The sequence below is a fragment of the Streptococcus porcorum genome, from assembly GCF_053203725.1.
The window spans coordinates 17,498-38,937 of sequence record NZ_JBRUDG010000007.1; the positions used below are offsets into that span (position 1 = coordinate 17,498).

18 protein-coding genes are annotated in these 21,440 nt (G+C 39.4%); 15 read left to right on the top strand and 3 right to left on the bottom strand.

Translation table 11 applies throughout. The features are described 5' to 3' along the window. Positions 1 to 39: 39 nt before the first annotated feature. Both gtfA and ACVRWY_RS02895 read left to right on the top strand, forming a co-directional pair. Positions 40 to 1,488: a sucrose phosphorylase gene (gene gtfA, locus ACVRWY_RS02890; protein WP_354367510.1), complete on the top strand. Its 1,449-nt coding sequence runs from the start codon at positions 40 to 42 to the stop codon at positions 1,486 to 1,488. A gap of 12 nt (positions 1,489 to 1,500) precedes the next feature. Next, a complete protein-coding gene (locus ACVRWY_RS02895) occupies positions 1,501 to 2,640 on the top strand; it encodes an ABC transporter ATP-binding protein (protein WP_354367512.1) in 1,140 nt (379 codons plus the stop codon). 146 nt (positions 2,641 to 2,786) lie between these two features. On the opposite strand, the gene ACVRWY_RS02900 is transcribed toward ACVRWY_RS02895, so the two are convergent. After that, positions 2,787 to 3,782 (bottom strand): LacI family DNA-binding transcriptional regulator, encoded by a 996-nt coding sequence (locus ACVRWY_RS02900; RefSeq protein WP_354367514.1) that lies wholly within the window; start codon positions 3,780 to 3,782, stop codon positions 2,787 to 2,789. A 169-nt stretch (positions 3,783 to 3,951) separates the two neighbouring features. On the opposite strand from ACVRWY_RS02900, the gene ACVRWY_RS02905 reads away from it, so the two are divergent. The 5 genes from ACVRWY_RS02905 (at position 3,952) to yajC (ending at position 8,507) form a co-directional block, all read left to right on the top strand. Beyond that, a complete protein-coding gene (locus ACVRWY_RS02905; RefSeq protein WP_354367516.1) occupies positions 3,952 to 5,118 on the top strand; it encodes a galactokinase in 1,167 nt (388 codons plus the stop codon). Between the two features lie 12 nt (positions 5,119 to 5,130). Beyond that, the gene (gene galT, locus ACVRWY_RS02910; RefSeq protein WP_354367518.1) at positions 5,131 to 6,606 is read left to right on the top strand and encodes a UDP-glucose--hexose-1-phosphate uridylyltransferase; all 1,476 of its coding nucleotides are present in this window, start codon (positions 5,131 to 5,133) and stop codon (positions 6,604 to 6,606) included. A gap of 19 nt (positions 6,607 to 6,625) precedes the next feature. Continuing rightward, positions 6,626 to 7,627, top strand: a complete 1,002-nt coding sequence (gene galE / locus ACVRWY_RS02915; RefSeq protein ID WP_354367520.1) for a UDP-glucose 4-epimerase GalE — start codon at positions 6,626 to 6,628, stop codon at positions 7,625 to 7,627. Between the two features lie 132 nt (positions 7,628 to 7,759). Beyond that, positions 7,760 to 8,104, top strand: coding sequence for a DUF6568 family protein (locus ACVRWY_RS02920; protein ID WP_354367522.1), 345 nt, complete (start codon positions 7,760 to 7,762; stop codon positions 8,102 to 8,104). Positions 8,105 to 8,183: 79 nt separating this feature from the next. Next, on the top strand, positions 8,184 to 8,507 hold the full coding sequence (gene yajC / locus ACVRWY_RS02925; protein WP_354367524.1) for a preprotein translocase subunit YajC: 324 nt from the start codon (positions 8,184 to 8,186) through the stop codon (positions 8,505 to 8,507). Positions 8,508 to 8,521: 14 nt separating this feature from the next. Here yajC and ACVRWY_RS02930 read toward each other — a convergent pair whose 3' ends face one another. Continuing rightward, the gene (locus ACVRWY_RS02930; protein ID WP_354367525.1) at positions 8,522 to 9,409 is read right to left on the bottom strand and encodes a hypothetical protein; all 888 of its coding nucleotides are present in this window, start codon (positions 9,407 to 9,409) and stop codon (positions 8,522 to 8,524) included. Positions 9,410 to 9,540: 131 nt separating this feature from the next. Between ACVRWY_RS02930 and uppS the strand changes: the two genes are divergently transcribed. The 5 genes from uppS (at position 9,541) to ACVRWY_RS02955 (ending at position 15,250) form a co-directional block, all read left to right on the top strand. After that, positions 9,541 to 10,290: an undecaprenyl pyrophosphate synthase gene (gene uppS, locus ACVRWY_RS02935; RefSeq protein ID WP_354367526.1), complete on the top strand. Its 750-nt coding sequence runs from the start codon at positions 9,541 to 9,543 to the stop codon at positions 10,288 to 10,290. A gap of 13 nt (positions 10,291 to 10,303) precedes the next feature. Continuing rightward, a complete protein-coding gene (locus ACVRWY_RS02940) occupies positions 10,304 to 11,098 on the top strand; it encodes a phosphatidate cytidylyltransferase (protein WP_354367527.1) in 795 nt (264 codons plus the stop codon). Positions 11,099 to 11,109: 11 nt separating this feature from the next. Next, positions 11,110 to 12,369, top strand: coding sequence for an RIP metalloprotease RseP (rseP, locus tag ACVRWY_RS02945; protein ID WP_354367529.1), 1,260 nt, complete (start codon positions 11,110 to 11,112; stop codon positions 12,367 to 12,369). A gap of 28 nt (positions 12,370 to 12,397) precedes the next feature. Next, entirely contained in the window at positions 12,398 to 14,254 is a 1,857-nt protein-coding gene (locus ACVRWY_RS02950; RefSeq protein WP_354367531.1) for a proline--tRNA ligase, read from the top strand. Positions 14,255 to 14,386: 132 nt separating this feature from the next. Continuing rightward, positions 14,387 to 15,250 (top strand): DUF6287 domain-containing protein, encoded by an 864-nt coding sequence (locus ACVRWY_RS02955; protein ID WP_354367533.1) that lies wholly within the window; start codon positions 14,387 to 14,389, stop codon positions 15,248 to 15,250. A 443-nt stretch (positions 15,251 to 15,693) separates the two neighbouring features. Here the strand turns inward: ACVRWY_RS02955 and ACVRWY_RS02960 are convergent, their stop codons facing one another. Beyond that, a complete protein-coding gene (locus ACVRWY_RS02960) occupies positions 15,694 to 16,236 on the bottom strand; it encodes a TetR/AcrR family transcriptional regulator (protein WP_354367535.1) in 543 nt (180 codons plus the stop codon). 119 nt (positions 16,237 to 16,355) lie between these two features. Between ACVRWY_RS02960 and ACVRWY_RS02965 the strand changes: the two genes are divergently transcribed. The 3 genes from ACVRWY_RS02965 to ACVRWY_RS02975 all read left to right on the top strand — a co-directional run bounded on the left by ACVRWY_RS02965 (position 16,356) and on the right by ACVRWY_RS02975 (position 21,403). Continuing rightward, complete coding sequence (locus ACVRWY_RS02965; protein WP_354367537.1) at positions 16,356 to 17,057, top strand: ABC transporter ATP-binding protein; 702 nt, start codon at positions 16,356 to 16,358, stop codon at positions 17,055 to 17,057. 12 nt (positions 17,058 to 17,069) lie between these two features. Next, positions 17,070 to 19,841 carry an FtsX-like permease family protein gene (locus tag ACVRWY_RS02970; protein WP_354367539.1) on the top strand — a complete coding sequence of 924 codons (2,772 nt, stop codon included), beginning with the start codon at positions 17,070 to 17,072 and terminating at the stop codon, positions 19,839 to 19,841. Between the two features lie 689 nt (positions 19,842 to 20,530). Then, positions 20,531 to 21,403, top strand: coding sequence for a hypothetical protein (locus tag ACVRWY_RS02975; protein ID WP_354367541.1), 873 nt, complete (start codon positions 20,531 to 20,533; stop codon positions 21,401 to 21,403). The last annotated feature ends 37 nt before the right edge of the window (positions 21,404 to 21,440 follow it).

The following is a 21,440-nucleotide window of genomic DNA, read 5'->3' on the forward strand; positions in this document are numbered from 1 at the left end:
ATGAATATTTGTTTATAAGGATAAAATAGAGGAGTTATTATGGCAATTGAAAATAAGACAATGCTAATTACTTATTCAGACAGTCTAGGAAAAAATTTGAGAGAATTAGAAACTAATCTGGTTAATTATTTTGGTGAAGCAGTTGGAGGTGTCCATCTTTTACCGTTCTTTCCCTCAACAGGTGACAGAGGTTTTGCACCAGTAGATTATGAAGAGGTTGATGAGGCTTTTGGAGATTGGGAAGATGTGAAACGATTAGGTGAAAAATATTATCTAATGTTTGATTTTATGATTAATCATATTTCACGCCAATCGAAGTATTATAAAGATTTCCAAGAGAAGAAAGATGAGAGTCCATATGCAGATCTTTTCCTGCGCTGGGATAAGTTTTGGCCTGAAAATCGTCCGACAGTAGCTGATGTTGATTTAATATATAAGCGTAAGGATCGCGCTCCTAAACAAGAAATTATTTTTGCAGACGGTAGTAAGGAATACTTGTGGAATACATTTGGTGAGGAACAGATTGATTTAGATGTGACTAAAGCAGTGACGATGGATTTCATAACGAAAACAATTGAGCACCTTGCTGCTAATGGTTGTGATTTAATTCGCTTGGATGCTTTTGCTTATGCAATCAAAAAATTAGATACAAATGATTTCTTTGTCGAACCAGATATTTGGGATTTACTCGCTAAAGTTAGGGACATAGCAGCATCATCAGGTGTGGAGTTATTACCAGAGATTCATGAACATTACAGCATTCAATTTAAGATTGCTGATCATGATTATTATGTTTATGATTTTGCTCTCCCAATGGTAACGCTTTACTCTCTCTATAGTGGAAAGGTTAACCGTCTGGCTAAGTGGCTGAAGATGAGCCCAATGAAACAGTTTACAACCTTAGATACTCACGATGGCATAGGTGTAGTAGATGTTAAAGATATTCTGACAGATGATGAAATTGATTTTGCTTCAAATGAGCTTTATAAGGTTGGAGCTAATGTGAAGAGAAAGTATTCTTCAGCAGAATATAATAATTTGGATATTTATCAAATTAACTCAACCTACTATTCTGCTCTAGGAGACAATGATAAAAAATACTTTTTGGCACGTCTAATTCAAGCTTTTGCCCCTGGGATTCCACAAGTTTACTATGTTGGATTTTTAGCAGGAAAAAATGATCTGGATTTACTAGAATCAACTAAAGAAGGACGTAATATCAATCGTCATTACTACACTAGTGAGGAAATTGCAAGTGAAGTTCAACGTCCTATTGTCAAGGCTTTATTAAACCTATTTACTTATCGTAATCAGTCAGAGGCTTTTGATCTAGACGGACATATTGAGATTGAAGAAATAGACGATAACACTATTATGATTAAACGAAGTAATCAGGCGAAAACTTGTCAAGCACAGGCAGAGATTAACTTGAAACAGTTAACTTATCGTGTGGTTGAAAATGGACAAGATATATACTTTGAAGAATAGAAAGAGCATTTTATGGTTGAACTAAATTTAAAACATATCAATAAAAAGTATCCAAATGCAACGTATTACTCTGTTGAAGATTTCAATCTTGATATTAAAGACAAAGAGTTTATTGTTTTTGTTGGCCCATCTGGTTGTGGTAAATCAACGACTCTTCGTATGATTGCAGGACTTGAGGACATTACCGAAGGTGAGTTTTATATTGATGGTAAACTCATGAATGACCAAGCGCCGAAAGATCGTGATATCGCTATGGTCTTCCAAAACTATGCCCTCTATCCACACATGAGTGTTTATGAAAATATGGCATTTGGTCTAAAACTACGTAAGTACTCCAAAGATGAAATTGATAAGCGTGTTAAAGAAGCAGCTGAAATTCTTGGTTTGACAGAATTTTTACAACGTAAACCAGCAGATCTATCTGGTGGACAACGTCAACGTGTTGCTATGGGGCGTGCCATTGTTCGTGATGCGAAAGTTTTCTTGATGGATGAGCCATTGTCTAACTTGGATGCCAAATTGCGTGTCTCTATGCGTGCAGAGATCGCTAAGATTCACCGTCGTATTGGGGCGACAACCATCTACGTGACACATGACCAAACAGAAGCAATGACTTTGGCAGATCGCATTGTCATCATGAGTGCCACTAAAAACCCAGATAAATCGGGCTCTATCGGTCGTATTGAGCAAATTGGAACACCGCAAGAACTTTACAATGAACCAGCTAATAAATTTGTTGCAGGCTTTATTGGAAGCCCAGCTATGAATTTCTTTGAGGTAACTTTAAAAGGCGAAAAGGTTATAGGTAAAGGTAATGACTTTGAACTAGAGGTTCCAGAAGGTTGTCTTAAGGTCTTGAAAGAAAAAGGTTATGATGGTAAGACGATAACTTTGGGGATTAGAGCAGAGGATTTGCATTTGGAACCTGCTTTTTTAGAAGCCTTTCCCAAAGCAGTTGTATCGGCAACAGTTGGTCTGTCAGAGCTATTGGGAGCTGAATCGCACCTTTATTGTACGGTTGGACAAACTGAATTTGTTGCTAAAGTTAATGCGCGTGATTATATTGCTCCTAATCAAGAGTTGGTCTTTGGTTTTGATTTAAACAAAGCTCACTTTTTTGACAGGGAAACAGATAGAAATATTCTTTACTAATGATTAGAGAAGGGATGACATTAATCTCCTATTCATCCTAAAGAGATTGAGAAGATATAAATCTTCCTACTAAAAAACGCATGGAATCATTCTTAATAAATGATTCCATGCGTTTTTTACGTAGAGGCTTTGAATGGCTATTTTGTTTATTTACTACTATCACGTAATGTCAGTTTAGTTCCTAATCTAATTAGTTGTGGGACTAAAGGAGAAGATTTTAGCTCGTCATAGAGCAGTTCAACTGCTTTTTTCCCCATTTCTTCTGTGAAGACAGTGACACTAGATAAGCTGGGGAAGACTTGACGTGTAATCGTAGTGTCGTTAAAAGAAATTAAACTAACACGTTCAGGGACAGGTATCTTAGCTTCTTGTAAAGCTTTTAAGGCACCTAAAGCAAGGCTGTCGTTAGCGATGAAAAAAGCACCAGGGAGATTATCTTTCAAGTCATTAATTGCTTTTTTCATTAAATCATAGCCTGCTTGACTAGAAAAATCCCCAATAAAGATATACTGTGGCTGATAAGCTTGCTTTTTATTAAGATAGTTTTGAAAAGCTTGGAAGCGAGGGTCTAGTAGGGGTGTTCTATGATCGCTAGATTTTTCCTCTCCGGCAATCATACCGATTTTTGTCAAATTTTTGCTAAAGAAGTGATCGATGACTCCCTCTACAGAATGAATAAAGTCAGTTGTGACACAAGAGTGCCCAAGAGAAAGGGTGTCACTATCGATAAAAACGATGTGGGAAGACCAAGTCTCTAGGAGGTTGATGTGTTCTAAACTGAATTTTCCAATGGCAATAATACCATCTACTTTCAACTCTAAGTCCCATTTTTGATCTTGGAAAAATCGATAAATCTCGAAATTAAGTTCTTGGGCACGTCTTTCTAAACCGATACGGATCGAGTAGTAGTAGAGGTCATCAAGTTCCTCATCTTGAGTGTACCACTGAACGATAGCTAGTGAACGTTTTTTCTGTCTTGATGTTGTTTTCCTTTGTTTGCTATATCCTAAGTCTCTAGCAATGCTGAGGATCTTTTCTTTGGTTTCAGGACTAACCGAGAGAGTTTGGTCTTGATTGAGGACCCGTGACACTGTCGCACTAGAGACCTGAGCTAACTGAGCAATATCTTTTAGAGTTGCCATCATAACCTCGTTTCTACTATTTTTTCTTTATTATATCATATTTGAACACAATATCTTCTAAAATGAGTAAAATTTTTTAGTAAAATTTTACTAAAAACGATTGACGCGTTTACGCATTTGTAATATAATGAAGGTAAATAAGAAAGGGTTTTCAAAAAGGAGGTCGCTTATGAAAACAGAAGAATTAAAGACTAAATTTGAGGAAGTTTTTGGCTATCAGCCCGATGCTTGCTTCTTTTCACCCGGTCGAATTAATCTTATTGGTGAGCATACAGACTATAATGGTGGACATGTTTTTCCAGCAGCTATTAGTTTAGGGACTTATGGGGCTGCCAAAAAACGTCTAGATCAAAAATTACGCTTTTATTCTGGTAATTTTGAAAAAGAAGGCATCATTGAGGTGGATCTTAACCACTTGGTCTTTGATAAAAAAGACTCCTGGACCAATTATCCCAAAGGGGTTATCAAGTTCTTGCAAGAAGCAGGACATCAGATTTCGTCTGGGATGGATGTTTATGTTTATGGTAATATTCCAAATGGTTCAGGCCTATCCTCTTCTGCTTCCTTGGAGCTGTTAATAGGGATAATGCTAGAGCGTTTATTTGAACTCAAGCTAGAGCGCCTTGATTTAGTTAAAATTGGGAAAAAAACAGAGAACGACTTTATTGGCGTAAATTCAGGAATCATGGACCAGTTTGCCATTGGGATGGGAGCAGACCAGCGTGCCATCTATCTAGATACCAATACGTTAGACTATGATTTAGTTCCACTTGAGTTAGGATCTTATGTGATTGTTATTATGAATACCAATAAACGTCGTGAATTGGCGGATTCAAAATATAATGAGCGTCGTTTGGAATGTGAAAAAGCCGTAGAGGAGCTTAATTGTAAGCTAGCCATTAAAAGCTTGGGAGAATTGGACGAAGCAAGCTTTGATCAATATGCTTATTTAATTAAAGACAGCAATCGTCTGAAAAGGGCTCGCCATGCCGTCTTAGAAAATCAACGGACCTTAAAAGCTAGAGCAGCGCTAGAAAAAGGGGATTTAGACCAGTTTGGTCGCTTGATGAATGCCTCACATGTTTCTTTAGAGCATGACTATGAAGTGACAGGGCTTGAGCTTGACACCCTTGTTCATACTGCTTGGGAACAAAAAGGGGTCTTAGGGGCTCGGATGACTGGTGCTGGTTTTGGTGGTTGTGCCATTGCTATTGTAGCTAAGGAAGCAGTTGAAGATTTTAAAGAGCAATTAGGGAAAACTTATACTGAGGTCGTGGGTTATGCGCCAAGTTTTTATCTGGCAGAAATTGCTTCAGGTGCTAAGCGTTTAGAATAAGGAGAAGAGAAGATGACGGTAGTGCAAGACTTTGTCACAGAAATTATCAAAAGAAGCCAGTATCAAGAGATGGATCGGGTGTATCTTGTCAATCGTCTCTTTCATCTAGTAGGAGAAACTAGCTTGGAATCAACCTCAGAAAAGAGATTATTGGAGTTAAAAGAGGTACTGGTTGATCAGGCTATTCAAAATGGTAAGATTGAAGATAGTGGAGCAGAAAAAGAGATGTTGGGGGCGGAGTTGATGAACTTCATTACCCCAATTCCTAGCCAAGTTAACCAGAACTTCTGGTCTACCTATCAAAGTTCACCAGAACAAGCCATACTAGATTTTTATCAATTGAGTCAAGACAATGATGTCATTAAGCAAGAAGCCATTGCTAAAAATATTGCCTATAAAGTTCCAACAGATTTTGGGGATCTAGAAATCACTATCAATCTTTCTAAACCCGAAAAAGATCCCAAAGATATCGCAAAAGCAAAAACCATGACCAGCTCTAGCTACCCAACTTGTCTCTTATGCGTAGAAAATGAAGGTTATCAAGGTCGGATAGATCATCCTGCAAGAGCTAACCATCGCTTGATTCGTCTCGACTTGAATGGCGAAGAATGGGGCTTTCAATACTCTCCCTACGCCTACTTTACAGAGCATAGTATTGTATTAGATACCAGACATAGACCAATGGTGATTACTCCAGAGACTTTTTCTCAGTTGTTGGACTTGGTGGATATTTTCCCAGGCTATTTTGTTGGTAGCAATGCCGATTTGCCGATTGTAGGAGGTTCTATTCTAAGCCACAACCACTATCAAGCAGGTCGTCATGTTTTCCCGATGGAAAAAGCAGAGCTATTACAAGAGTTTGTTTTTGAAGGTTATAGTGAGGTGCGGGCAGGTATTCTCAATTGGCCTATGTCTGTGATCCGTTTACAAGCTTCTGATAAGAGGCCTCTTTGTCAGTTAGCTGAAAAGGTTATGGCAGTTTGGAAAGATTATTCCGATCTGTCTTTGGATATTTTAGCTTATACAGGAGATCAGCCACATCACACCATTACCCCGATTGCACGAAAAAAAGGAAATCTTTATGAGCTTGATCTGGTTTTAAGGGACAATCACACCAGTGAAGCTTATCCAGATGGTGTTTTTCACCCTCATCAGGATGTTCAGCATATTAAAAAAGAAAATATCGGCTTGATTGAAGTGATGGGATTGGCCATTTTGCCACCACGACTAAAAGATGAGATGCTTGAGGTTGAAAAATATCTCTTAGATGAGTATAATACTATTAAAGATTATCATAAGGATTGGGCAGAAAGCTTAAAAGCGAAGTACCCAACTTGTGATGCCGCTACGGTGTCTGCTATTGTCAAACAAGAAATCGGTTATCGTTTCTTGCGTGTCCTAGAGGATGCGGGTGTTTACAAGATGGATGCTGAGGGACAGGCAGGGGTTATCCGTTTGCTCAAACAGATGGGGGCTACTATGCCGTAGCTAGAAAAAAGGAGAAGATATGGCAGTTTTGATTTTAGGTGGGGCAGGTTATATTGGCTCTCACATGGTTGACCGCTTGATTGAACAAGGTCAAGAAGACGTGGTGGTAGTGGATAATTTGGTCACAGGCCACCGTGCAGCCCTTCACCCTGATGTGACATTTTATCAAGGCGACCTGGCTGACCAAGATTTTATGCGTAAAGTCTTTACAGAAAATCCAGATATTGACGCAGTCATTCACTTTGCGGCTTATTTATTGGTTGCTGAATCAATGGAAAAACCCCTAAAATATTTTGATAACAATACAGTGGGCATGGTCAAATTGCTTGAAGTGATGAATGAATTTGGTGTGAAGCACATTGTCTTTTCATCAACAGCAGCAACTTACGGCATTCCAGAAGAAATTCCTATCTTGGAGACAACACCACAACGTCCCATCAATCCTTATGGGGAAAGTAAGCTCATGATGGAAACCATCATGAAGTGGTCAGATGAAGCTTACGGTATCAGTTTTGTTGCTTTGCGTTACTTTAATGTGGCAGGTGCAAAACCAGATGGCTCTATCGGAGAAGATCACGGTCCTGAAACTCACTTATTGCCTATTATTTTACAGGTGGCGCAAGGCAAACGTGATAAGATCATGATTTTTGGTGATGATTATCAGACGCCAGATGGTACTAATGTGCGTGATTATGTGCATCCTTTTGACTTGGCAGATGCTCATCTATTGGCAGTGGATTATCTCCGTAAAGGAAATCCATCGTCAGCCTTTAACCTAGGATCATCGACTGGTTTTTCAAACCTTGAAATCCTAGAGGCTGCACGTCGAGTAACTGGAAAAGAAATCCCAGCAGAACTGGCTGATCGTCGTCCAGGAGACCCAGATACCTTGATTGCAAGCTCAGCTAAGGCACGTGAGGTTTTGGGCTGGAAGCCACAATTTGATGATATTGAGAAAATCATTGAGACAGCTTGGGCATGGCATTCAAGTCATCCAAATGGCTATGATGACCGAGACTAAGAATAATCATATGACAATTGTGATAAGGACAGCTAATGCCTTGTCACAATTTTTTTGATTTTCGTTAAAAATTTTTGTGCTTTAATAGAATTTTCTATATGATAGACTTATCATAAAAAAAGGAGAAAGCAGATGTTTACATTTCAAGAAGCGATTCAAGATTTTACCCCGATTTTAGCCAAGGATCTCAAAGACCTGTTGGCGACTCAGCAAGATGTGGTGGTCTTTATTGGACGTGAAACCTGTCCTTATTGCCAACGTTTTGCGCCTAAGTTATCTCGTGTGGCTAAAGAAAACGACGTCAAGGTTTATTTTTTACATAGTCAAAATCCAGCTGATTTAGTGGAAACACAGGCCTTGCGTGATGCCTATGGTGTGAAAACTGTTCCAGGGCTTTTAGTTGCAAAAGCTGGTCAGGTTAAAGTTGTTTGCGATTCCTCACTATCTGAGGAAGCTATTACAGCCTTCATCAATTAATCAGAAACCGAGCTTCTTCTTGCTCAAAGCCTGTAATTTTGCTATAGTAGTTTATGACTTTAGTATTTTGGAGGATAAGATGAACTTTAGCTTAATTATTATTTTAGTCATGATGGTAGGGATGATGTATTTCACCTCACGCCAACAAAAAAAACAGGCAACAGAGCGTCAAAATCAACTTAATGCCCTCGTTAAAGGGGATGAGGTAGTGACGATTGGTGGTATGTATGCCTTGATTGATGAGATTGATCAAGAAGCGCAGAAGGTTGTCTTGGATGTTGAAGGTGTTTATTTGACCTTTGAATTGTCAGCTATTAAACGCGTTGTCAAAAAAACGAGTGACACTGCAGAAAGTGCTGTCACTAGCGAAGTTGAAGCAGATGATGCTGCCATTCAAGAATAAGTAAAAACTCATGGCTAGTCCATGAGTTTTTTGAGTTTTTGTAGTTTATCACTAAGATAAGGCTCGCTTAAAACGAGGTAGCCTGATGTTGCTCGGTAGGGAGCATACAGTTGAAATTCAGGGAAATAGGGAATTTGTTTTTTGAGCTTGCTTAATTCAGTGTGATCCAGCCAAGTCGCATAGTAATTTTTTTCTTTTTTAAGATGGAGATCCATAGGATAATCGAGTGCCTGCTTGATCATGAGATGATAAATGTTAGTTTGCCAAGCAAGGTAACTTGGTTCAAAGCTTTGGTGGACACCTTGTATCATCTGTTGGAAGATAACCTCCTCGCCTTCAAAAATAAGCGCTCGAATACTGATCACTTCATGTAGGTTGAGCAGGTTGCTTAGGTGAGCTAATTTTGTCTCCAACTTTTGATAAAGCGTATGGCTGATTGGAGGGGACACCAAACTTTCTTTGAGTTCTTGGTGCTGGTAGCTATTTTGACTAATGGCTAAAATTTGACTCCTAATATCTGCTAAAAATAAGATATGTAAGTCTTTTTGGATTTTATTTCCTTTGGTGATAATATCTGAGATACTATTAAGTTTGAGGTTAATCGTGTCTGTTTGAGATAGATAATGGTAGAGGTCTAAATTTTGAACAAACTGAGTAAGGTTTTCCAACTCTTTTAATATACCCACTTGTAACTCCCTATCCACAATAAAAACCTTATCACTATCCATGGCAAAGTTAATAATGGATTGGATATCACGTGCCTGATAACGACTATCGGCTACCTGATAAATCCTAGAATTTTGGTGCCGCGTTAAACAATTGACCCAAATCCCCATTTTTTGCATTTCAAGGCAAAGTAGTAAGGCGGTTTGACTTGATCCGATAATTCCAAAGGTTGTCATAACATCTCCTTTTTGTTTTATTTTATCAAAAGAAAGAGAGAAAGTCTTCTCAGGGATCACATTAGAAAAATTATCAAAACCGCCTAAATTATGGTAAAATACCAATAGCACAATTTTAGGATATCACGATTATGTTTAATTTTAAAAGAAAAAAGAAAATACTCAATTTAGAACACATTCCACATCATATTGGGATTATTATGGATGGCAATGGTCGGTGGGCTAAAAAGCGGATGCAACCTCGTGTGTTTGGGCATAAGGCAGGTATGGATGCTCTTCAAAATGTGACCATTAAAGCTTCAGATCTAGGTGTTAAGGTCTTAACGGTTTATGCCTTTTCGACAGAAAACTGGTCTCGCCCAGAAGATGAGGTCAAGTTTATTATGAATCTTCCTGTGGAATTTTTTGATAAATATGTCCCAGAACTCCATCGCAATAATGTTCGTGTCCAAATGATTGGTGAGCTTAATCGCTTACCCAAAGAAACTCTATCGGCTTTAGAGCGTGCCATTGAGAAAACCAAACATAACTCAGGTTTAGTGTTAAACTTTGCTTTGAATTATGGTGGTCGATCTGAGATCACCAGTGCGATTAAGTTGATTGCACAAGATGTTTTAGAGGCGCGTTTTAATCCTGGAGATATTGATGAGGACTTGGTGGCTAATTATTTGATGACCAATCATTTGCCTTATCTTTATCGTGATCCAGACTTGGTGATTCGTACTAGCGGTGAGCTTCGCCTTAGTAATTTTTTACCTTGGCAAACTGCTTATAGTGAGTTTTACTTTACAGATGTTTTGTGGCCAGATTTTAACGCAGAGGAGTTAGAAAAAGCTATTTCAGATTTCAATCAACGCCATCGTCGCTTTGGTGGGGTTTAATTAAGGAGATATCATGCAACAAAGAGTGATTTATGGAGGAATAGCTTTGGCTATTTTCCTGCCATTTGTTTTTATTGGTGGACTGTCTTTCCAATTACTATTAGGAGCTTTAGCTGCTATTGGTGTATTTGAAATGTTAAGGATGAAGCAGTTAGAGCCCTTTTCATTTGAAGGAATTTTAGCCATGTTGGCAGCGATTGTGATGACCATTCCGATGGATCAATACCTGACCTTCCTTCCTACAGACAGTAGTTTTATCAGTTATGCTTTGGTCGTTTTTCTGATTTTGGCAGGAACGGTTTTAAATAGCAGAGAGTATTCTTTTGATGATGCTACTTTTGCGATTGCATCGAGCTTTTATGTTGGTATCGGATTTCATAATCTCGCCCTAGCTCGCATCTCAGGACTAGATAAGGTACTGTTGGCTCTATTCATCGTCTGGGCGACAGATACAGGCGCTTATATGATTGGGAGACAAATTGGCCGTCGAAAATTATTGCCAAGGGTATCTCCTAACAAGACAGTTGAAGGTAGTCTTGGTGGGATCGTCAGTGCTGTTTTGGTCTCTTTTGTGTTTATGTTGGTTGATAAGAGTGTTTACGCCCCTCATAACTTTTTTGTGATGTTAATTTTAGTAGCCTTATTTTCAGTATTTGCCCAATTTGGTGATTTAGTTGAAAGTGCGATTAAACGTCACTATGGTGTGAAGGATTCTGGAAATCTTATCCCAGGTCATGGTGGAATTTTAGATCGTTTTGATAGTATGATTTTTGTCTTTCCGATTATGCACTTCTTTGGTTTATTTTAAGGAGGCAGTTGATGTTAGGGATTTTAACTTTCATATTAGTTTTTGGTATTATTGTAGTCGTCCATGAGTTTGGTCACTTCTATTTTGCCAAAAAATCAGGGATTCTGGTGCGTGAATTTGCCGTCGGTATGGGACCAAAAATCTTTGCCCATATTGGAAAAGATGGCACAGCTTATACCATTCGCATCTTGCCTTTAGGTGGTTATGTCCGTATGGCTGGATGGGGTGAGGACAAAACGGAGATTAAGACAGGAACACCCGCAAGTTTGACGGTTAATCCAGATGGCTTGGTCACACGGATTAACCTATCAGGAAAGCAAATTGATCCAACTGCTCTGCCGATGAATGTCACCTCTTATGATTTAGAGGATAAACTGACTATCACAGGTTTGGTCTTAGAAGAAACAAAGACCTATCAGGTTGATCATGATGCCACTATTATTGAAGAGGATGGGACAGAGGTTCGTATTGCTCCTTTAGATGTTCAATACCAAAATGCTAGTGTTTTTGGACGGATGATTACTAACTTTGCAGGTCCTTTAAATAATTTCATTTTAGGGGTTTTGGTTTATATCCTTTTGATGTTTGCTCAAGGTGGGGTTCAAGATGTGACCACAAACCATGTCCAAGTAGTTGAAAATGGAGCTCTTGCTCAAGCAGGTCTTAAAAATAATGACCAGATATTAGCCATCGAGGGGATTAAAATTAGTAACTGGGAAGATCTCGTGTCAGCTGTAGATGAGACGACAAAAAATATGAAGTCTGATCAAGTGCTTCATTTAACGGTGAAGTCTGACAATACGGAGAAGGAAATAGAAGTTACTCCTAAAAAATCAGGCGATCGCTATCTCTTAGGTGTCTCACCAGGTCTGAAAACAGGATTTTTTGAGAAAATTGTTGGTGGGATAACGCTAGCTTGGGATCGTGCTTTCCTCATTCTTGATGCTTTTAAAAATTTAATTTTACAACCAGATCTTAACAAATTAGGTGGGCCAGTTGCCATGTATCAGATGACAAGCAGTGCAGCTCAGTCAGGATTGATAGCTGTTTTGAATTTGATGGGGCTTTTGTCCATTAACTTGGGAATTTTTAACCTCTTTCCCATTCCAGCCCTTGATGGTGGAAAGCTAGTGATGAATATCTTAGAAGCCATTCGTAAAAAACCTCTTAAACAAGAAACCGAAACCTATATTACCTTGGCAGGAGTTGTTTTTATGGTCTTGTTGATGGTTGCAGTGACATGGAACGATATTGTGCGTGCCTTTTTCTAAAAAAGTGAAATGGAGATTTAATAAAACAATGAAACAAAGTCAAATGCTTATTCCAACACTTCGCGAAATGCCAAGTGATGCCCAAGTTATCAGCCATGCCTTGATGGTGCGTGCGGGCTATGTTCGCCAGATTTCAGCAGGGATTTATGCTTATCTTCCACTTGCTAATCGAGTGATTGAAAAAGCAAAGAATATCATGCGAGAAGAGTTTGAAAAAATTGGAGCTATCGAGATGTTAGCACCAGCTCTTTTAACCGCTGACCTTTGGCGCGAATCAGGGCGCTATGAAACTTATGGCGAAGACCTTTACAAATTAAAAAACCGAGACAAGTCTGACTTTATCTTGGGTCCAACCCACGAAGAGACTTTTACCGCTCTTGTGCGTGATGCGGTGAAATCTTATAAGCAATTACCACTTAGCCTTTATCAAATTCAGCCAAAATACCGCGATGAAAAACGTCCACGTTATGGTCTGCTCCGTACACGTGAGTTTATCATGAAAGATGCCTATAGTTTCCACCCTAACTATGATAGTTTGGATGTGACTTATGAGGACTATAGAAAGGCTTATGAAGCTATCTTTACACGCGCAGGCTTAGAGTTTAAAGGAATCATCGGTGATGGTGGTGCTATGGGCGGAAAAGATAGCCAAGAGTTTATGGCGATTACAGCTGATCGTACAGACCTTGATCACTGGTTGGTACTTGATAAAGCAATTAGCTCTATTGATGAGATCCCGACAGATGTTTTAGATGAGATTAAAGCAGAGCTAACATCATGGTTAGTTGCTGGTGAGGACACCATTGCTTACTCTAGCGAATCTAATTATGCTGCCAATCTTGAGATGGCGACAGATCTCTATAAGCCAAGTACAGTGGTTGTGGCAGAAGAAGAAGTTGTCAAAGTTGCCACACCAGATTGTAAGTCTATTGATGATGTTGCAGCTTTCTTGGAAGTTGAGGAAACACAAACCATCAAAACTCTTCTCTTTATGGCAGATGGTCAGCCAGTTGTCGCACTTTTGGTGGGTAATGACCAAGTCAATGATGTGAAGTTGAAAAACTACCTTGGAGCAGATTTCTTAGAGCCGGCAACAGAAGTAGAAGCACAAACCATCTTTGGGGCAAGCTTTGGCTCACTTGGTCCTGTTAACTTACCAGATACAGTTAAAATTATCGCTGACCGTAAGGTACAGGATAGTCGCAATGCTGTAACAGGAGCTAACGAGGACGGCTTCCATTTGACAGGAGTTAACCCAGGACGTGACTTTACAGCAGAATATGTCGATATTCGTGAAGTTCGTGAAGGAGAGCTCTCACCAGATGGTCAAGGTGTCTTGAAGTTTGCGCGTGGTATCGAAGTTGGTCATATCTTCAAACTAGGGACACGTTACTCAGATAGTATGGGGGCTACGATCCTTGATGAAAATGGCAAGGCGACTCCTATGGTTATGGGATGTTATGGTATCGGTGTTAGCCGTATCTTGTCAGCGGTCTTAGAGCAACACGCTCGTATCTTTGTTAATAAAACACCAAAAGGTGATTTCCGTTATGCTTGGGGAATTAATTTCCCTGAAGAATTGGCACCGTTTGATGTTCACTTGATTACTGTCAATGTCAAAGATGAGGCTGCCCAAGAATTGACCGCTCGTATTGAAAAAGACCTGATGGTTGCTAAATACGAGGTGTTGACAGATGATCGCAACGAACGTGTCGGCTCTAAATTCTCAGATAGTGATTTGATTGGTCTTCCAATTCGTGTCACTATCGGGAAAAAAGCATCCGAAGGTATTGTTGAAGTTAAGATTAAAGCGACTGGTGATACCATTGAGGTTAATGCTGAAAACTTGATTGAAACACTAGAAATTTTGACGGCTAAAGCCTAGTCATAAATGGATTTTAAAAAGTGAGAACAAATCGTATGTTAACGGTTGTTCTCACTTTTTTATTAAAAAACTTTTGGAAACTCATTTGAAATAAGGTATAATAGTAAAAATACATTGAACTTGGGAGAGGATATGTTTACGGGAGTGTCTTGGGATAATAGGGAGAGTCTAAAAGCTTGTTTGATGGCTAGATTAAAGGTCATAATACTTTTAGTGGCTATGATGCTTTTCTCTTTAGTTCTTTTTCCTTTTCTAAAAAAGTACTATGCCAGCACGGTAGATGATAAATCACTTTATCAAGTGGTGCTGAACAATTATCAATCTGCTATTGAGGAATACGCCACGGGTCTGCCTTTAAAAGCCACAACAGGTGATGTGAATCTGAAAGTGCTACAATCTCCCAGTCGCAATCCTTCTTATCAATATATGGATTTAGAAGGGGACGGTATTGATGAGTTGATTATTGCCTTTCATGATGGTTCAGATGAGGTTGAAGTGTTAGCTGCTTATACCGTTGCTTTTTACGGTTTGAAAAAATTACCTGCTGATCTGATTCACTTATCTAATGATGACACAAGACAAGGGCATTGGACAGCTTTTGATGTTTCTGATTTGGTGAGCATGGCAGTAGATGATATGGTAAAAGGTGATTTTTCCTCTATCAAAGGACAGTGGGAGTCTAAAGATGGGCATCAGTTAGAATTTAGTGCAGCTGGTCTTCTTACAATTGATCATCAATCGGCTACAGATCATCTTTCAGACCTGATAGGAAACCAGATCTTTCTTGGGGACCATGTCCTTATTCCAGAGTCTTTTGCGGTTAACGATGCTGTCAAAGGAAGAGCGACAGGTTTTGTGGTAGCTGAAAACAGATTGAGTATAGAAGCCCTTTATTTTATCCCAAGAGGAATAGCTTACTCCACTTCAGATGCTAGTCGTGATAGGATTGTCACGGTTGCCAACCAAGCTGTTTTTTATCGTGAGAAAGAGCAGTGATAGTGATGTAAAAGGCTGGGGAGTGGGAAAGAACTTGACTGGTCAAAAAAGAGTTTGTCAACAAGTCTTTATTTCTAGTTGGTGAGCTGAAACAGTCTGGGGATAGACTGTTTTATCCCACCCCCACACAGCTCAAACTGTCTGGGAGACAGTTTGAGGTTGGAGATGAAGCGAACTTTGTTTGCAACAGTCGTAATGGTCAGATTTGGAGTGTGAAACACGAACTGCTGAGATTTGCTTTGCAAATCTTATCTCCTACCTTTAACAGTCTCCCAGACTGTTAAAGCCAATCAACCACTGCGCTGAGATGTTGACACGAACTCTGAGAAGAGAGGCTGGACTTTTTGCCCAGCCTCTAGTCTTTTGTCTGTTCTTTCTGTTAAAGAGGATTTTTTGATTGGAAATCTTGCAACTGTGTTACAATAAAAGTGATGAAAGCGCCATCAACGCCATTTGTCAAAATATGAGACATTAAAAATAATCTCAGTCATTTCTTCGGTGCTTTCTATAGCACCGTCAGCTATCCAGAGGGTGATAATACTCTCAATGCTAGCCACTAACATTTCAAGAGCATATTTCTCTGGGATATGGTAGCTATTGGCTAAGTCTGAAACGACCATTGGGGAGTTTTCGATCATATTTTTTAAAAAGATGGTGATGGTCTGAGAGAAGTCTGTAAAACTACTTTTTGAAATGGCGAAGATAAAGGTAAAGTCATTTTTGAGGTAATCTAGCGCTGCTTTTATGGTTGCTTTGGGATTAAGGTTTGTATCTTCTAATATCTGAGTCAGTTGAGCCAGTGTCTCTGCTTTGAGCTGATCCATCATGTCATATTTATCAATGTAGTGAAGGTAAAAGGTACCTCGGTTGATGCCAGATTTTCTGGTGAGTTTACTGACAGAGATATCTTCAAATTTTTCTTCTAACAATAAGCTAGCTAGGCTGTCTTTGATGATGGTTTTAGTTTGTGTTTGTCTTTTTTGCATAGGAACCTCTTAAATCAATACTTTGTTCAAAAGTGATGGTTGCTTTTTCTTTCTAGTCATTATATACTATTTCAGTAATTAAATCAACATGTTGTCGATATAAAACTAAGGAGATTATCATGGCTTACATTGAAGTAAAACATTCTTATAAACGTTATCAGATGGGTGAGACAGAAATCATTGCCAATAATGATATTAATTTTGACATAGAAAAAGGAGAGCTAGTGATTATCTTGGGTTCTTCAGGAGCTGGTAAGTCAACGGTTCTCAATATCTTAGGTGGAATGGACACAAACGATGAAGGAAATGTCATCATTGATGGGGTGGATATTTCTAATTATAATGCCAAGCAGTTAACAACCTATCGCCGAGAAGATGTCGGCTTTGTGTTTCAATTTTATAACTTGGTATCTAATCTGACAGCTAAGGAAAATGTTGAGTTGGCATCTGAGATTGTCAAAGACGCACGAGATGCAACAACAACTTTAGAAGATGTCGGTCTTGGTCAGAGGATTAATAACTTTCCAGCGCAATTATCTGGTGGGGAGCAACAAAGGGTAGCAATTGCACGAGCAGTTGCTAAAAATCCTAAAATCCTTTTGTGTGATGAGCCGACAGGTGCCTTAGATTATAAGACAGGTAAACAAGTTTTAAAAATTTTACAAGACATGGCACGTGTTAAAGGTTCAACCGTTATTATTGTTACCCATAATGGTGCTTTAGCGCCGATTGCAGATCGTGTCATTCGGATGCATGATGCGCGTGTTCAAAGCATTGATATCAATCCTAATCCTCAAAAGATTGAAGACTTAGAGTATTAAGGAGGTCGTCAAGTGGTTGGAAAAACGTATTGGAAGGATCTTAGACAATCCTTCTCAACTTCAAAAGGTCGTGTGTTATCCATAGTTTCCTTGATGGCTTTAGGCTCTTTTGCTTTGATTGGGCTTAAAGTATCAGGACCAGATATTAGAACAACTGGAGAGGACTTTTTTAGAGAACATCAAACAGCAGACCTTTTTGTTATTAGTAATTATGGTTTGGATAGCTCAGACACCAAAATTTTGGATGGCTTAGATGATGAAGCGACCGTTGAGTATGGCTATTTCAAAGATGTTGTGGTTAAAGATAGCACGAGTGCATTTCGCCTTTTTTCAAAACCAGAAACCTTATCAACCTATGACTTAGCTGAGGGAAAATTACCAACAAAACGTGGTGAAATCGCCCTTTCTGCAGCCTATCAAGATGATTATAAGATAGGAGATACCATTGACTTTACAGAAAAAGCTGGTCAAAATGGGGAAAAGGTCTTAAAAGATCACAGTTATAAAATCGTTGGTTTTGTCAACTCCTCAGAGTTGCTGTCTCGTGTTAATCTTGGACAAACCACAGCAGGTAGTGGTGAGCTAAATGGTTACGGTGTGGTGACTGATACAAGCTTTGATTCAGATGTTTATATGATAGCACGGGTTGCTTATGATGATTTACGAAGCATTAGCCCTTATGAGCAAACTTACATCGATCAAGTCTATGAAGATAAAAAAGCTGTCGCTAAACTTTTGGAAAACCAACCGAGTGTTCGTTTAGCAGAGCTTAAAGAAGAGGGACAAAAAACCATTGATGAAGGGTATGCTAAAATCACAGCTGCTAAAAAAGAACTCAATGATGCAAAAGCGCAACTCGATCAGGCACAAGCGCAAATCACTGAGCAAGAAAACCAATTAAATGCTGCTAAAGCTGTTTATGGTGCAGCTGCCGTGGCAGAGCAAGACAGCCAACTTCAAGCCGCCAAAGTTAGTCTAGCAGAAAAAACAAAGGCTTATCAAACCAAAAAAGCCCAGGCTGATAAAGAGTTAGCTGAAAAAGAAGCTGCTCTAGAGGAGGCGCAAGACAGCCTAGATGATCTTGAGCAACCAACCTATGAAACCTATACACGCCGAGAAATCCCAGGATCAGAAGGCTATGTTTCTTATGAAAATAACGCCTCAGTGATTGACGCAGTTGGCAATATCTTCCCTGTTGTGCTTTATTTCATTGCGGCACTTGTTACCTTTACGACGATGGCACGCTTTGTGGATGAGGAGCGCCTAAAAGCAGGAACACTCAAAGCTCTAGGCTACGATAACCGCTCTATTGTTCGGAAGTTTGTTCTCTATGGTTTTGTGACCAGTATGATCGGAACAGCTATCGGAACACTGGCAGGGCACTTGCTTTTACCAAGTATCATCTACAGTACCTACGCCTCTAAGTTGGTTGTTGCTCCAATCGAGCTTCATTTTTACCCAGTAAAAACCTTGCTAGCTATTCTACTTGGTTTGGTGAGTAGCGTGGTACCAGCCTTGTTGGTAGCGCGTAAAGAGTTGGCTGAAAAACCAGCCCAGCTTCTTCTCCCTAAACCACCAGCATCTGGATCAAAAATCTTGATGGAGCGCATTACACTGATCTGGTCTCGTATGAGCTTTACACAAAAGGTGACCGCTAGAAATATTTTCCGTTATAAACAACGGATGTTGATGACCATTTTTGGCGTTTGTGGCTCCATTGCCCTCTTATTTGCAGGATTGGGTGTCCGATCTTCTATTGCTGACCTTAATAATCGTCAGTTTAATGACATCATCAAGTATGATATGATCGTGGCTGAAAATAATCATTTAAGTAGTAGTCAAGAAAAGGACTTGAATCAACTGTTAAACTCAGATGATGTCAAGAGCCACTTATCTGTTCATTATGAAACCCTAACAAAAGTCGCAGGAGACAATAATGATGAACAAAGCATCACCACCCTTGTCACAGATGGGAAAGATGATGCGACATTTAGAAAATACATCAATTTGGTGAATCGTACAGATGGCAAGGATTTGCATTTAGACCAAGATGGTGTGGTGATTTCAGAAAAATTAGCTGATTTGACAGGTGTTAAAGTAGGGGATCCCCTCGCTGTTAAGAATGCTGATGGAAAAAGTATCAAACTGAACATTTCAGGTATTGCAGAGATGTACATGAGTCACTTTATCTTTATGAGTCAAGACTATTATGAAAAAGCCTTTGGCACATCTGTTGACTACAACGCTGATCTGCTGATGCTAAAAGATGACTCTACTAAAAACACCAATGCTGTTGCCACAGATTTTATGGACCTTGCAGCCGTTAAAGGTGTTGTTCAAAATACCACTCTTAAAGAGCAAGTTAATACCATTGTGGACTCTCTTAACCGTGTTATGTACATTATGATCATTACCTCTGTCTTACTTGCAGTTGTCATTCTTTATAACCTGACTAATGTCAATGTAGCAGAGCGCATCCGTGAGTTATCCACCATTAAAGTACTTGGTTTTTATGATAAGGAAGTGACCATGTATATCTATCGTGAAACCATGTACCTTTCCTTAATCGGGATTTTAGTAGGCTTTGGTATGGGGTATGCCTTACACAGCTATATGCTTCTCATTATCCCACCAGATACGGTCATGTTTAACCCCGCAGTCGGTTGGCTCATCTATGCCGTACCAGCTGGTGTTGTTATCTTGATTCTCATTATTTTAGGCATCATCGTCAACCAATGGCTCAAAAAAATCGACATGCTCGAAGCCCTAAAAAGTGTAGAGTAAAAATAAGATACTTTTACGTTAAACCAAGATACTAAGCCCGTAAAAAATCCGTATGAAAATAGGGCTCAACCGCCGTGTCACATGACACAAGAGCGAGCATCATTTTCACAAGGATTTTAGGACGAGTTCAATTATAAGATACTGAGAGCGTAAGAAGACCAAGAAGAAATAGGAGATTGACACAGGACATTTCAGTCCAAGGAAGATCTATCATTTTCTCACAGTCTTCCGCTCACAGTTCAATTAAAGCTACCAAATCTTTTTTAGATTCTTTAAGCTTGTTTTAAGTTATTATGGCTATACTATAGTCATCCTAAAACTTTTCTTTTTCATAAATCTCCTAACTTCCCTTACATTTGTGAGGGAAGTTTTTTTGCTTACTAGTGTTTTTGTCATCTAGCGGTAAGTAAAAAAAAATCAGGCAGGAGCTGAAAGCCCTACCTGATCAAGGAGATTTATGAAAAAGAAAAGTTTATTAGGATGTTTATAGTATAAGTTGCCTAGCTTAAGTTAGACTTAAAACAACCTTTCGTAAAACTTAAGTTTTAAGGGATGAGGGATTAAAAAAATCTTCAAAAATCGTCATTTTTTTCATTAAAATACTTGACAAATCGCTTGTTATACTACATATAACAAGCCTTGACTTTACAGCCAAGGCTTTCTAAAAGTTTTTTAATATGGAGAAAAATATGTCTAAGAAAACAAAAGTTTTATCAGGTTTGGCTCTTGTTGCAGGGACGGTCGCAATCAGCGCCAATGCCCAAGCAGAAGAGGTAACAGCACCAATTACCACTGAAACACCTGTAACAACCGCTCAGGAAGCAACTGAGACCAAGGTGACGACAGAGGTGTTAGCGCAAGCCTCAGAGGTGGTGACAAGCACACAAGCAAGTGCAGACAGTCAAGCAAGCGTGGTAGCGAAAGCTTCATCAGAAGTTGCCTCGCAATCAGCCGTGGTGTCTTCTCTTACCTCAGAAGTGGCAAAAGCCAATGTGACAGAGCAAGATTTGAGCAATGCTCAAGCTACTATTGAGAGCGCACAAGGACAGGTGACGGCAACCTCAGAAGCCTTGAAAACTGCTCAAGAGACAGAGACGACTGCACAAGATAAAGTTTCAACCCAAGAAAGCCTAGTAGCTGATGCCCAAACGAAGGCGAGCGAGACGGCTAGTGCGGTGGCTGAGGCTCAGTCTAAGGTTGATACTTTGAGTGGTTCTACAGATACTACGGCTCTTGAACAGAACGTTGCTGACCTTACAACTAAGGTAGCTAGCGACAAAGATGCGGTATCTTCTGCCCAGTCAGCTCTTGAGTCGGCTAAAGACGGCACTGTTTTGAAAAATAACCAAGAACAAGCAAAAGTTGCCGTAGATGATGCTAAGTCTAGTTTAGCAACTGCTGAGATTGAAGCTACATCCAAAGGTTCTGTTGTTTCTTCTGCTCAAGGTTCTTTATCTACCGCTCAGGCAAATAAAAATAATGCTGATGCCAAGGTATCTTCTAGTCAATCTGCTCTCAACTCAGCAAATAATGACTTTGCTAACTTGATGGTATCTCCCTAGCTCCTCAAAATATGTCTTATTTTAATCAGGCTGACCC